This window comes from Nocardia sp. CC227C, from assembly GCF_030767025.1.
Taxonomy (GTDB): domain Bacteria; phylum Actinomycetota; class Actinomycetes; order Mycobacteriales; family Mycobacteriaceae; genus Nocardia.
The window spans coordinates 369,487-382,020 of record NZ_JASITE010000003.1; the positions used below are offsets into that span (position 1 = coordinate 369,487).

The 12,534-nt window shown below is 70.6% G+C and carries 11 protein-coding genes; 6 read left to right on the plus strand and 5 right to left on the minus strand.

Annotated elements, in window-relative coordinates; all coding sequences use genetic code 11:
• Window positions 1–34: 34 nt before the first annotated feature.
• The 3 genes from QMO76_RS07525 to QMO76_RS07535 all read right to left on the minus strand — a co-directional run bounded on the left by QMO76_RS07525 (window position 35) and on the right by QMO76_RS07535 (window position 3,438).
• Complete coding sequence (locus tag QMO76_RS07525; protein WP_306360451.1) at window positions 35–1,336, minus strand: hypothetical protein; 1,302 nt, start codon at window positions 1,334–1,336, stop codon at window positions 35–37.
• 133 nt (window positions 1,337–1,469) lie between these two features.
• Entirely contained in the window at window positions 1,470–1,664 is a 195-nt protein-coding gene (locus QMO76_RS07530) for a hypothetical protein (protein WP_306360452.1), read from the minus strand.
• Window positions 1,657–3,438, minus strand: a complete 1,782-nt coding sequence (locus tag QMO76_RS07535; protein ID WP_306360453.1) for a PspC domain-containing protein — start codon at window positions 3,436–3,438, stop codon at window positions 1,657–1,659. Before QMO76_RS07535 ends, QMO76_RS07530 begins: the two co-directional genes overlap by 8 nt.
• Window positions 3,439–3,806: 368 nt before the next feature.
• Between QMO76_RS07535 and QMO76_RS07540 the strand changes: the two genes are divergently transcribed.
• Together QMO76_RS07540 and QMO76_RS07545 are read left to right on the plus strand one after the other, a co-directional pair.
• Window positions 3,807–5,186 (plus strand): ATP-binding protein, encoded by a 1,380-nt coding sequence (locus QMO76_RS07540; protein WP_306360642.1) that lies wholly within the window; start codon window positions 3,807–3,809, stop codon window positions 5,184–5,186.
• 70 nt (window positions 5,187–5,256) lie between these two features.
• The gene (locus tag QMO76_RS07545; protein ID WP_306360454.1) at window positions 5,257–5,898 is read left to right on the plus strand and encodes a response regulator transcription factor; all 642 of its coding nucleotides are present in this window, start codon (window positions 5,257–5,259) and stop codon (window positions 5,896–5,898) included.
• Here QMO76_RS07545 and QMO76_RS07550 read toward each other — a convergent pair.
• The gene (locus QMO76_RS07550; RefSeq protein WP_306360455.1) at window positions 5,848–6,291 is read right to left on the minus strand and encodes a hypothetical protein; all 444 of its coding nucleotides are present in this window, start codon (window positions 6,289–6,291) and stop codon (window positions 5,848–5,850) included. The genes QMO76_RS07545 and QMO76_RS07550 overlap by 51 nt on opposite strands.
• A gap of 426 nt (window positions 6,292–6,717) precedes the next feature.
• On the opposite strand from QMO76_RS07550, the gene QMO76_RS07555 reads away from it, so the two are divergent.
• Genes QMO76_RS07555 through QMO76_RS07565 form a run of 3 tightly spaced genes read left to right on the plus strand, consistent with a single transcriptional unit; the run spans window position 6,718 to window position 10,150 of the window.
• A complete protein-coding gene (locus tag QMO76_RS07555; protein ID WP_306360456.1) occupies window positions 6,718–7,752 on the plus strand; it encodes a helix-turn-helix transcriptional regulator in 1,035 nt (344 codons plus the stop codon).
• Window positions 7,749–9,161 carry an aminotransferase class I/II-fold pyridoxal phosphate-dependent enzyme gene (locus tag QMO76_RS07560; RefSeq protein WP_306360457.1) on the plus strand — a complete coding sequence of 471 codons (1,413 nt, stop codon included), beginning with the start codon at window positions 7,749–7,751 and terminating at the stop codon, window positions 9,159–9,161. The genes QMO76_RS07555 and QMO76_RS07560 overlap by 4 nt, the downstream gene beginning before the upstream one ends.
• Window positions 9,158–10,150, plus strand: coding sequence for a hypothetical protein (locus tag QMO76_RS07565; RefSeq protein WP_306360458.1), 993 nt, complete (start codon window positions 9,158–9,160; stop codon window positions 10,148–10,150). The genes QMO76_RS07560 and QMO76_RS07565 overlap by 4 nt, the downstream gene beginning before the upstream one ends.
• Before the next feature lie 135 nt (window positions 10,151–10,285).
• Here the strand turns inward: QMO76_RS07565 and QMO76_RS07570 are convergent, their stop codons facing one another.
• Window positions 10,286–11,416, minus strand: coding sequence for a serine/threonine-protein kinase (locus tag QMO76_RS07570; protein WP_372341915.1), 1,131 nt, complete (start codon window positions 11,414–11,416; stop codon window positions 10,286–10,288).
• 199 nt (window positions 11,417–11,615) lie between these two features.
• On the opposite strand from QMO76_RS07570, the gene QMO76_RS07575 reads away from it, so the two are divergent.
• Window positions 11,616–12,413, plus strand: a complete 798-nt coding sequence (locus QMO76_RS07575) for a hypothetical protein (RefSeq protein ID WP_306360643.1) — start codon at window positions 11,616–11,618, stop codon at window positions 12,411–12,413.
• Window positions 12,414–12,534: the final 121 nt, after the last annotated feature.

The window sequence follows — 12,534 nt, forward strand, 5'->3', positions numbered from 1 at the left end:
GCGGGCCCTCGATCCGATGCGGATCGAGGGCCCGCTACGTGTACGCGGCGACGCCGACGACCACCAGGACGACGAACAGCACCAGCAGCGCCGTGGCGGTGTTCCGGTGGTCGCGAGGCGCGGTCGGATGCTGGTGTGCGGCCCGGATTTCCGGCAGTTCCCGGGTCAGCAGGTCGACGCGGGCCGCGTCCACCCATCCGCGCAGCCGGGGCCACGCGCCGGGCACGATGTCGTGGGTGAATCCGACCGCATCGCCGTCCCGGCTGATCAGGCGGGCGCGGCCGAACTCCGCGAGTACGGCGGCGGCCGCATCCGGATCGGCGGTGCGGCGCAACAGGTCCGGGTGCACGGCGCGGCGGCGGATGTCGCGGGCATCGCGCCGGATGGCGACGAGTTCCGGCAGTACCGCCGCGGCGGCCGCCTGCTGCTCGGCGGTGAGCGCGTCCCAGGCGTGTTCCGCGGTCGCGGCCACCGCACCCGGAATGCCGCCGGTGCTGCGGTATCCGGCGATGGTGAGGCGGTGGCCCGAGCGGTGCCGCCAGGTCGCGGCCAGTGCATGGGAGAACAGCGGGAGCGTGCCCGGGTCGTAGCTGTGGCGGTCGTGGTGGTCGCGGACGCCGCACAGGTCGGTGATGATCAGCTCGTCGAGCCCGGGTTCCAGTTCGAGTCCGGCGAGGCGGGCGGGGCCGGTGATGGCCTGGGCCAGTTCGTCGGGTCGCATCGGGCCGAGTATGTAGCTGCGTTTCTCCAGTGCGCCTTGCAGGCTCGAATAGGTGAGGCAGTGGGCGTAGAAGTCGGCGCGCAGGGCCAGTACCACGGCGGCGGTGTGCTCGGTGGCGCAGCGGTGCAGGGCGGCGAGGAATTCCGCACGGGCGCTTTCGCTCTCGCAGGCGGTGAAGAACTCCTCGAACTGGTCGACAATGAGCAGGCGCTGCCGGTCGAGCCGCTGGGCGGTGAGCGCGGTGACGATGTCGTCGGCGGTGAGGTCGGCGTCGCCGTCGATGCCGTAGGCGGCGGCCAGGGCGGTGATCGGGTCGGGGCCGGGGACGACGGTGGTGACGTCCCAGTCGCTCACCGCGGGGATCAGTCCGGCCGCCAGCAGTGACGATTTGCCCGCCCCGCTGGCCCCGATGAGGATCACCATGCCGCTCGCGTCACCGGCCGCCTCGCGCACCAGGTCGGCGAATTCCGCTGTGGCATGGGTGCGCCCGAAGAACAGGTCGCGGTCCCGGCGCTGGTAGGGGGCGAGCCCGAGGTACGGACAGTCGAACTCGTCGGCATCGTCGGGGGTCCGGGTGGGGGCCTCGTACTCCGTCGTGGTCTCGCCGCTCACCATGTTCTGTCCTCGATCTTCCCGAGTGCCGGTTGACCGGCCGTACCGCGTCGACCGCCCCAGTGTCGCATCCGTTGTCGCCTGGAATGCGAACGGCCCCTGAACCATTCGGGTCAGGGGCCGTACTCGGTGGCGACTACTCCCGGTGTTTGCGCGGTGAGATCACCAGCAGCACGCCGACCACGATGGCGGTGAGCACCACGATCCAGCCGAAGGACAGTCCCTCGGGCCAGGAGTGCGGGCCGATGAAGGCCCAGACGCTCACCAGCAGGCCGAGGACCCCGGCGAGGAGGAGTGAGAACGACGGACGGCGGGTCTTGTTGTCAGCCATGCTGCACCTCCACGGATCCCATGCTCATGTCAACGGTCAGGTCGAGAATCGGGCCCTCGGCGGGGCCGACGATGCCGGGGGGACAGTTCGCCTCGCCCATATTCGCCGAGCAGTCGAAGCGCACCCGCAGATCGTTCGGCACGATGACGCGGATCTCACCCATCGCCCCTTCGATCCTGGTGGCGCGGTCCTCGGTGAGGCGCAGGTTGTTCAGGTCCAGGGTGGCGGAGCCGAAGGCCCACGAGTACTCCGGGGCCAGTTCGGCGGCGTCCTGCACCACCCAGACCCGCTCGCCCATCCCGCCGCGGTCGAATTCGATCGGGCCGATGAGCGAGGCCAGCAGGACGAATCCGGCCAGTGGGGCGAGCACCACCATGAGTCCGTAACCGCGCCGGGCGAACGCGCCGACGATGAGGCCCAGCGCCACCACCGCCAGCGCGGCCGCGCCGATCCGGCCCGGGGTCATCCAGTCCACCCCGGCCGCGGCGGCCGCACCCGCGGCGGCCGCGGCGAGGATGGCCAGACCGATGACGGTGGGGGTCAGGCGGGAGCGCGGCCGCTTGGGCGGGGCCTGCACCGGCATCACGTGGGATGCGTTGGGCTCCGGGAGATCCCAGGCGAGCGGGGCCACGCCGAGCGGATCCCAGCCCGGCGGGGTGGGGCCGAAGTCCGGCGAGATGGGGGCGGGGCCGTAGGCGCGGCGCTCCGGCTCGGAGGCGGCGGGAATCCGGTGCGGGGCCGGGTCGTCGCCCTGGCGCGGGCCGGGCGGGTTCGTATCCGGCGCCGGATCATCCGGGTCCGACGGCTCGTCCGTGGCGGTCGCGCGATCTTTCCGCAGGATGACCGATTCCACCACGTCACCGTCGACGCGCAGCACCTCGGTGCGCGTCTCGCTCTCGGTCGGCGCGGCCGGTGCCGGATCGCCCTCGGACACGGCCGAATCCGCGGTGGGGAGCTTCGCGGTGGGGGTGGGCTCACCCTTGGACAGCTCGACGGTCGGGGTCGGGTCGCCGTCGGTCGTCGAGGAGGTCCCGCCGCCGGACCGTTCGGACTCGGCGGGCTTCGGCAGCACTTCGGTGCGGGCGGTGGCGTTCGAATCGTTCTCGCGCATCGGTGGTTCCGCGCGCAGTTCGCTGGCGGCGGCCTGCCGCGCCGGGTCGGGCTCGTAGTGGTCGGGCAGCGTGGTGTACGGCCCGTACGGTGAGGTGGTGCCCGGGTATCCGGTCCACTGCGGTGAGCCGGGGAACGCGGTGCCCGGGTAGCCGGTGGTCGTCGGATAACCCATCGCGGCGAATCCCGAATCCAGGCTTCCCACCGGCGGTTCCGGCTGCCGCTGGTAGAGCAGCCACCAGCCGCCCAGCATGAGCGCGAAGCTGATGAGTCCGGAGCCGCCGAGTCCGGTGCCGACGGGTCCGGCGGTCATGATCGCGATGCCCAGCGCCACCATCAACACGATGGTCTTGGTGTGCGACTGCGAACTGCTTCCCTTCCCGAACAGCGATTCGGCGGCCGACGCCTCGTCGCCCTCCTGTCGCATGAGCACCCAGCTCGCCAGGTACAGGACGATGCCCGCGCCGCCGAAGAAGGCCGAGATCACGAAGGCGACCCGCACCAGCACCGGATCGACGTTGTACCGCCGACCGAATCCGGCGGCCACGCCCGCGATCGGCCCCTGCCGCGGCATTCGTACCGGCCGGGTGTGCCAGAGATGATGAAGCTGATCGCTGAAGCTGCCCCGTCCGGCGCCACTGGACCAGTCGCTCGCTGAGTTCATGCTCCCATGGTCGCGCCGCCCGCCGCCCACCCGCATCGGGGTTCACCCTGAAAAAGGGCCTGAACTCCGCCGACCAGTCGCCGGATGGGCGGTAGGGCAGCCGCCACCAACCCCGACATCGCCACCACGGCGAGTCGGCGCAGACGCGCCTTGCTCACTTGATCCTCCAGCGTCGTCGCTCGTATCGCCGACATACTTACTCGGCGGTCAGATGCCAGCTCACAGCACATGACAGCAATGCGCTATCGGCAGCCGGCCGAGCATTGCCCGGTCCGGCTGTGCATGTGCACAAGCCCCTCGGCCTCAGGGTGTGAATCCGGGTGTTACCGGATGCCGCGGTGTCGGGTGTGCGTGCCACTATCGAAGGCATGTACCCACCGGTGCCCTTCTTCGACCCTGCCCAGGGGCAGGCCGTCGCGCCCGTGCCGCGGCTGACGCGGCGCTCCGGCGGGCGGATCGTCGGGGGCGTGGCCGGTGGGCTCGCCGATCATCTCGGTGTCGACGTGTTCAAGGTGCGGATGGCCTTCGTTCTGCTGTCCGCGCTGGCCGGGGCGGGAATCCTGGCGTACGGACTGCTGTGGATCTTCACCCCGGGCGGTGGGGACGACACCCCGCCGTCGGCGCGGGAGCGGCGGCAGGGCATCGGGTTGGCGCTGCTCGGCCTGGCGCTGTCGGTGGCCATGGCGTGGGTGTTCAGCGGGACCGCCGCCCAGGTGATCGGGCCGATCATCGTGGTGGCGGTCGGCGCGGCCCTGGTGTGGCGCGAATTCGACGAGGACGGCCCGCGCTCGGTGCTCGGCCTGCCCGCCAGGGCGTCGGTGGTGACCTGGGCGCGCATCGTCGGCGGGGCCACCCTCATCGTGGTCGGTCTCGGCGTGGTGGTGCTGGCGCGCATCGACCTGAGTTCGCTCGGTTCGGCGCTGCTGGCGGTGGCGGTCACCCTGATCGGTGCGGGACTGCTCACCGTGCCGCTGTGGCTGCGCATGATGCGCGCGCTCAACGACGAGCGCTCCGCCCGCATTCGCAATGAGGAGCGTGAGGAGATCGCCTCGCATCTGCACGATTCCGTATTGCAGACCCTCGCCCTGATCCAGCGGCAGGCCGACAATCCGCAGGAGGTGGTGCGGCTGGCCCGCAGCCAGGAGCGGGAACTGCGCAAATGGCTGTTCGACGACACCGGGCCCGCGCATTCCAGTCTGGCGGCGGCGCTGCGCACCATCGCCGGTGAGGTGGAGGACCAGCACGGCGTGAAGGTCACACCGGTGACGGTCGGCGACGTCACCATGGATCTCGACGACAGCGGCAGCGGGCTGCCCAAGGAGCATTTCACCGCCATCCTGGGGGCCACCCGGGAGGCCCTGGTCAACGCCGCCAAACACGCGGGCGTGCCGTCCATCGACCTGTTCGCGGAGGTCGAACCGCATCAGGTGAGCGTATTCGTGCGCGACCGCGGCAAGGGGTTCGACCCGGACGCCGTCTCCGCCGACCGGCAGGGCCTGGCCAAATCCATTCACGGCCGGATCGAACGCCGCGGCGGCACCGTCGAGGTGAAGTCGGAACCGGGCCGCGGCACCGAGGTGCGAATCTTCATGCCGCGCAAGGACGGAGCCGAGGAGCGGCTGGTCGTTCGCACCGACGACCCCGTGTCGGGCATGGAGCCGGACGGCGAATCGGACGCCGAGGCTGCCGCTGGACCAGCGGACGACGGCCGGGTGACCGGTGACGCGACCGTGGAGGGTCGGCGCTGACCGCCGCATCGGCGCAGCGTGTGGTACGGATGTGGGTGGGTTCGATCCGCTGGCAGCGTGAGGAGATGCAGTGAGTGTCCGGGTCTTTCTCGTCGACGATCACGCCGTATTCCGGTCGGGAGTGCGCGCGGAGCTGAGCCGGGAAACCGATATGCGGGTGGTCGGTGAGGCCGGTGGGGTGGCCGAGGCGATCGCCGGGATCAAGGCCAGCACTCCGGATGTGGTGCTGCTGGATGTGCATATGCCCGACGGCGGTGGTGTCGCGGTATTGCAGGGGATCGAGGCGGGGCCGGTGTGCTTGGCGCTCAGCGTCTCCGATGCGGCCGAGGATGTGATCGCGGTGATTCGCGCGGGGGCGCGCGGCTATGTCACCAAGACCATCTCGGGGCCGGAACTGGCCGACGGTATCCGCCGGGTGGCCGGGGGCGACGCGGTGTTCAGCCCGCGGCTGGCCGGGTTCGTGCTGGATTCCTTCACCGGCCGGTCCCAGGTGCCGGAGCCGCCGCTGGATCCGGAACTGGATTCGCTCACCCCGCGTGAGCTGGAGGTGTTGCGCCTGCTGGCGCGCGGCTACACCTATCGGGAGATCGCCGAGACTCTGTTCATCTCGGTGAAGACCGTGGAGACGCACGCCTCCAATGTGCTGCGCAAGACGCAGCAGTCAAACCGCAACGCCCTCACCCGCTGGGCGCATCGTCGGCGCATCGACTGAGCGGCACGCGCCATCCTGCCCGCCGGGTCCCCTCCGCTCGGCGGGCAGGATGCTGCGCGAACCGGTGGCGCGGTGCCGCCGATCCCGCTGGACTATCTGGGTGCTGAGCCGGACGACGGCCTCCTCCAGGGTGATTCCGAGATCCTCGGCGCGGGCCGCGGCCAGTTCGAAGGCGAGCAGCACATCCTCGGGTGGCAGGTCACCGGCCGCCGCCGTGGCCAGATCGAAGTCGCCGAGAAATTCGTCGAGCGCCATTCCGCTCATCGCCTGCACCTTGGTCAGGAAGCGTTCGGGCAGCCAGCTCAGGGTCCAGCCGTTGCCGCGGGGATCGTAGATCGCGATTTCCGGGGTGAGATCGCTGGTGATCGACCAGTCGGTGATCCGGAGTGTCATGGTGCTCGCCTCCTGCACAAGGTTCTCGTGACTTGGCTTGTTGGCGTGAATGTTTCGCGGGTAGGGCCGTAACTCAATGCTAAGAGTCGCCACTTCGAGTCGTCAATAAAGCTTTAGTGACTTGTGATGATAATTGATAAGCATTTCTGCTCTAATTTAGGCAGTAGGAATAGATTTCGGCGCGAGTAGGATGATAAATGTCCGGCGGGCGGCGCGAAGCGGTGTAAGAACACCACCGAAGGCCGCGTGGGCTACCGTGCATCCCGTGTCACCCGGATCGGGGCTTATGGCGCTGTGCCGCACGAAGTTCCAGGTGAAAGGGCATAACATCCGTCACTCGACAACCGATGACACATCGTGATTAGAATGTCGCCTCGTGACACTCTGTGTGCACGCGAATTCCGGGCGACCGACAGGAGGCGCCCGATGACCCGGCCCGCGGACAACGAGCGGATTGGCGAGCTGGTACGCCGCCTGCGTATCGAACGCGGCTATACCCAGGCGTCCCTGGCGGCCAAGGCGGACTGTTCGCGCAGCCTCATCCAGCAGATCGAGAACGGCACCCGCATCCCGCCGCTACCGCTGCGGGAGCGGCTGAGTCTGGCGCTGGGAGAGGAACTTCCGATGTCGGGCCCGGCCGAGCCCGGCGAGGCCGCCGGCAGCGAGTACTACGAGCTGCGCATGCGGTTCAACGTGCTGCTCGGCAAGGACCCGCAGCTGGTGGAGCGCGCCCTCGTCATCGCCCAGCGCCTCATCGACGCGGCGGGCGCGCGCGACGACATCGAACCGCTTCGCCTCATCGCCGACCGGCAGTTGGAACGCGCGGAAGAGATTCTGGCGCAGATACCCTCACGCAGCGCCACGGTGTGGGAGTGGAACACGGTGCTGGACTGGCTCACCATTCTCGGCCAGGCCACCCACTCCGTGCGCGCCATCCACACCGCGGACCTGGGCACCATCGGCGGCGACGTCGGCGACGACTACCACCAGGCCATTCTGCGGCTCGCCGACTCCGGACGGGATGTGCGGCGGATGTACGTGCTCGACGGCATCGACGATGTGGTGCCCTACGAGGACAAGCTCTGGCGGCAGGCGCGCGCCGGCGTGGTGAGCATCCTGGTCAAGCGCGAACACGCCCGCAACGCCCAGAGCATGCTGGTGGTCGACGAACGCTATGTGGCCGTCGGCGAGTACGACTACTCCCGGCAGGCGCGCGTCGCGACCCGCTTCTCCGCGCTCAAACACGATGTGGAATTCGCGGTGAAGCGGTTCGAGAAGCTCTACGACCTCGCCCGGGACGGCTCGGCCATCACCGTCAACGGGATCGTCGCCGCGCCGGAGTTGGCACGCTACGAGCGGCTCACCGACGACGGCTGCCGCGAGCTGTTCCGCGAAGCGCTGGAACGGCAGTGGCGGGAACTGTCCGCACCCGGGGAGGCGCTGCGAGGTGATCGGTGGTGAACCACCGGTTCGAACTGGGTGCCCGTACCAGCCGCTCGGAGGAGCGCAAGCGTGAGGTGCGGCGGTATCTGGGTGCGGCGCAGTGGTTTCCGGGTACCGATGGGCGAATCTATCCGGAGGTCATCGACGCCTATCACGGGGAGACGGGGCTGGCCCCGGACGCGAAGGCCGTCGCGGCACTGGACCGGGCCTGGAACGAGCTGCTGCGACTGGAACGCCCGGCGGAGTACCGCGACGGGGTGCTGTACGACAAACGCCAGCCCATGATTCTGCGAGAGTTGGCCGCCGACAAGCTGTTCGGGCGGCTGTGGCAGCCGACGGCCGAGGTGGACGGGGTGCGGGTGCGGCCGGAGGAGGTCGTGGTCTGCCCGTATTCGAGCACGGTGCTGCTGGAGGAGGCCGTGGCAACGCTGGCCCGGCCCGGCGGGGTGATCGTCTGCCCCGAGGGGTTCTACAAGAGCTCCAGCATCCATGTGGAGAAGTACGGGCTTGCCATCGTGACCTGCCCCGCCACCGCCGACGACGCGTTCCGGATCGACCCGGAGGCGCTGGCGCGCTGCCTGGACGGCTATGCGGCGCAGGGGCGGCTGTGCGGGGTGCTGCTGACGCTGCCCGGGAATCCGGTCGTCGCCGACTATTCGGCGGAACAGCTGGGCGAGATCGCGCGGGTGCTGTTGGAACGGGACGTGCCCGTCATCTGCGATATGGCCTTCGACCGGCTGGTGGAGCACATCCCGCTGGCCGCGGTGCGCGTCGCGGGCGCCGACGGGGTGCGGCGGATGTACGACCGGGTGCTGACCGTCACCGGTAATTCCAAGGGCTACAACGCCTTCGGGCCCTGCAAGTTCGGTGCGGCCTGCACCGGTGACGCGGTGTGGCTGCGGGAGGTCAGGGATCGGCTGACCATCGCCTTCCAGCGGGAGACCACCCATCTGGTGCGCGCCACCCTCGAGCACACGGGGGAGGAGTACTTCAGGGTCAATCGGGCGCGCATGCGGGCGCAACTGGAGCGGGCGCGGGTGCGGATCGAAGGTCTCAACGCCCGGGTCGGGGTACCGGCGCTGCGACCGCTCGGCAGTCCGCAGGGCATGTTCCTCACCGTGGCCTTCGACCGCGCCATCCTGGAATCCGCCGGGGTGCACAGCAGTGCGCAGCTCGAGGATGTGCTGTTGGTCGCCGCCGGAATCGACAGCGTGGCCCTGGACCGCACCGGGTCGCCGCGGCTGGGGGTGCGGCTCAATGTGCTCGCGCCGCGCAAGGCTCCCGGCAGCGAATCCGCCGATCTGCTCGACGAATTGTTCGACCGGATCGAACGATTGGTGCTGGATATGGTGTCCGGTCTGACGTATCGGCAGGTGCTGGCCGGGCGGGGGCTGCCCGATCTGCCCGAGTTCGCGGCGGCATCGTGATCGTCGGCGTACTGCGTGAGACGGCTCCCCGGGAACGGCGGGTCGCGCTGACCCCCGGCGATATTCGGGGATTGGCGGCGGCGGGCGTCGAGGTGGTCGTGGAACGCGCGGCCGGGCTCGCGGCCGGATTCGCGGACGCCGACTACACGGCGGCGGGTGCCGGCGTCGTGGCCGACCGGCAGGTGGTATTCCGCCGCTCCGACGTGGTCGCCTGGGTGAAAAAGCCCGCGTTCGAACTGGATTCGATGCCGCTGCGCCCGGGGACGCGATTGGTCGGATTCCAGGATCCGATCGCCCGCCGCGACGAGATCGCCGCCCTGCGGGCGCGCGGCATCGACTCGGTGGCCTTCGAACTCGTCCCGCGCACCGATCCGCCCGCACCCCATGACGCGCTCTCCGCCATGAGCCGCTTCGCCGGGCGGCTCGCCTATGCCGAAGGGCGGGAACTGCTTTCGCCCCGGAACCGGCCGCTGCGTGCCCTGATCCTCGGCTGTGGGCAGGCCGGGCTGGCCGCCATCGCCGCCGCCGTCGAGTGCGGTGACGAGAAGCCGACGGTCTTCGGCAACCGCATCGAGCAGGAGCCCGCCGCATTCGCCTGCGGCGCAGGGGCCTTCGTCGCGGATACGAACCCGGACCGCATCCGCGGCCACATCGGGCGCGAAACCCCGGACCTGGTCTTCTGCGCGGCCGTGCACCGCGGTGAGCGCGCACCCTCGCTGCTCGATGCCGACGCGTTGCACGCTCTCGGTGCGGGTGCGGGTGCGGGTGCGGGTGCGGGTGCGGGTGCGGTGGTGGTCGATCTCGCGGCGAAGGCGGGCGGGAACTGCGTCGCGACCCGCGTGGACACCACGACCACCCTCGCCCATGGCGTTGTGGTCACCCACCGTTCGAACTACCCCGCCGCACAACCCCGCGCTGCCAGCGTGGCGTACGGCGCGGCCACCGCCGCCATGATGCTGCGACTCTGCGGCTCCGCCCCGTACCGCTAGGGCCTCCGCCCCGTACCGCTAGGGCCGGTTGCCGGATGCTCGGCCGCAGTGGATACCGCCGCGGTGGATACCGCCGCCCCGGCGCATGCCGTGTGACCGAGGCGCGGACCCGGGCACGCCCGTGGTGCGGGGCGGCTACATCACCGCCACGAGGATCACGATGATGATCAGCAGGCCGATGAGCAGGCCGATGGCCACCGCGAGCGGGCCCGCATTGGGGCCGAGGCTGGCGAAGTCGATGCCCTTCGGCTTGCGCTGTGCCGCTGCGGGAGCGGCGGTTTGGGCGCGGGGCGGGCGGGGGAGCGGGGTGGAGTGCGGGCTGCGCAGACCCGCGGCGGAATTGCGGGCCGCCCAGGCGGGGATGGTGCCGTCCTCGGTGCGCACGGGTGCGCCGAGGATGTAGGGGGCGGTGCCGGGACCGAATGCGGCGGTGAGGATCTCGTTGCGGGCCTCGGTCATGGTGGGGCGGCGCTGCGGGGCCGGTTCCATCATGTGCAGCAGGGCCTGGGTGAGCGGCCCGGTGCGCTCCGGCGGAATGATCTGCGCCATGGCGGCTCGCTGCACCACCGCGTCGCTGTCGTCGGAGAAGCCGTAGGGCGGCTGCCCCTCGATGGCGGTGTACAGCGTCGCGCCGAGCGAGAACACATCGCTGGCGCTGGTCGGCTGCGCCCCGCGCGCCACCTCCGGCGGCAGATAGGCGGGGGTGCCGGTGATGACATCGGGATCGTCCATGCCGTCGCCGACGCCGCGGGAGATGCCGAAGTCGCTGAGCTTCACCATGCCCACCTCGTCGCCGCGGTCGGCGACGAGGATATTGCCGGGCTTGATATCGCGGTGCGTGATCCCGGCGGCGTGCGCGGCCGCGAGCGCGTCGGCCACCTGCGCGCCGATCTGCGCCACCTCGATGGGGGAGAGCCGGTCCACCAGCGCCAGCGCCTTGGCCACACTGCGCGAGGGCAGGTACTCCATGACCAGCCACGGCTCGCCGGCCTCGAGCACCACGTCGTACACGGCGATGGCGTGCTCGTGCGAGAGCTTGGCCGCCACCCGGCCCTCGTGGACGATCTGGTTGCGCACCGCCTCGGCCTGTTCCTCGCTCAGTCCGGCGGTGGTGAGCACCTGTTTGATGGCGACGTCGCGGTGGAGTAGGCGGTCGGTTGCCAGCCACACCGCGCCCATGCCGCCGCCGCCGATTTTGGACTGCAGACGGTAGCGGCCGGCCACCAGGTAATCGGGGCCGACGATGGGACGGGCGCGTTCGGTCACGGGTGCAGGGTAGCGGAAAACCATCCCGACGGGCCTGCTTCGAAACTCGTCGTGTGCGCCACTCCCCCTTGACGTGACCGAGGTGTCGGGTTCTACTGGATTGAACTCGAACGTATATTCGAATTTTGTGGGTAGCTGGATCGGTGCTGGGTATGGGATCCGGTAGCGGCGGATCCATCGGTGGGAGAGGTGGACGATGATGGGTTCGGCTGGGCAGGTGCGGGGGCAGCAGCTCGAGCAGCTGCGGCGGCGGATGGCCGCGATCCCGGCCCGCGGCGCGGACCCGGCCGGACGTGTCCCGGTTTCCGGTGCGCCGCGGCGGGAGGCGCTGCCCGTCCCGCCCGCGCTGGCAGGCCTGCTGCCCGAGGGCGGGTTGGCCAAGGGGTCGGTGGTCGCCTACACCGGCGCCAGCTCCCTGCTCTCCGGTTTGCTGGCCGCCGTGACCGGTGCCGGTGGGCATGCCGCCGCGGTCGGGCTGCCCCGTCTCGGCCTGCTGGCCGCCGCCGAAATGGGAGCCCAGCTGGGTCGGCTGGCCGTGGTGGCGGATCCCGGCCCCGACCGCCTGGAGGTGGCCTCGGTACTGCTGGACGGTCTGGACCTGGTCGTCCTCGGCCTCGACGGAGCCTCCGTCCCCCCGTCGCGGGCCCGCGTGCTCTCCGCCCGCGCCCGCAGCCGGAGTTCCACCCTCGTGGTCACGGGCGGCTCCTGGTCCGGCCCCTCCCTGCGCATCGACACCAAGGTCACCGGCTACGACGGCCTCGGCCGCGGCTGTGGCCGCCTGCGCACCGTCCGCCTCGACGTCGCCGTCCGCGGCCGATCCCTCCCGCCCCGCCACGGCAGTCTCGCCACCTTCCCCCGCAACGGCCGCGTCGAATGGGAGCACGCACCGGTCGAAACCCTCCGCCCCGCCCACCCCGAACCCGCCCGCCCCACCGGCACCGCCGCGGAATCCCTCCGCGCCCCGGCCGATCCGACCGCGCGCCATGCGGCTTCGTGAACGGGAGCGCACCGGCGCGGGAATGCGCGCGCCGAATTGCCGGCGGTTGTCCCGGGATGTCGGCGCTGCGGGCTGTTCGCGCCGGACCGGCACGGCCGCGGTGCTTTTCGCCGTGATGGGG

Excerpts from the sequence above, each read along its gene's own strand:
- QMO76_RS07525 (WP_306360451.1), bottom strand. The coding sequence starts at position 1,336 with ATGGTGAGCGGCGAGACCACGACGGAGTACGAGGCCCCCACCCGGACC.
- QMO76_RS07530 (WP_306360452.1), bottom strand. The coding sequence starts at position 1,664 with ATGGCTGACAACAAGACCCGCCGTCCGTCGTTCTCACTCCTCCTCGCC.
- QMO76_RS07535 (WP_306360453.1), bottom strand. The coding sequence starts at position 3,438 with ATGAACTCAGCGAGCGACTGGTCCAGTGGCGCCGGACGGGGCAGCTTC.
- QMO76_RS07540 (WP_306360642.1), top strand. The coding sequence starts at position 3,807 with ATGTACCCACCGGTGCCCTTCTTCGACCCTGCCCAGGGGCAGGCCGTC.
- QMO76_RS07550 (WP_306360455.1), bottom strand. The coding sequence starts at position 6,291 with ATGACACTCCGGATCACCGACTGGTCGATCACCAGCGATCTCACCCCG.
- QMO76_RS07555 (WP_306360456.1), top strand. The coding sequence starts at position 6,718 with ATGACCCGGCCCGCGGACAACGAGCGGATTGGCGAGCTGGTACGCCGC.
- QMO76_RS07575 (WP_306360643.1), top strand. The coding sequence starts at position 11,616 with ATGGGTTCGGCTGGGCAGGTGCGGGGGCAGCAGCTCGAGCAGCTGCGG.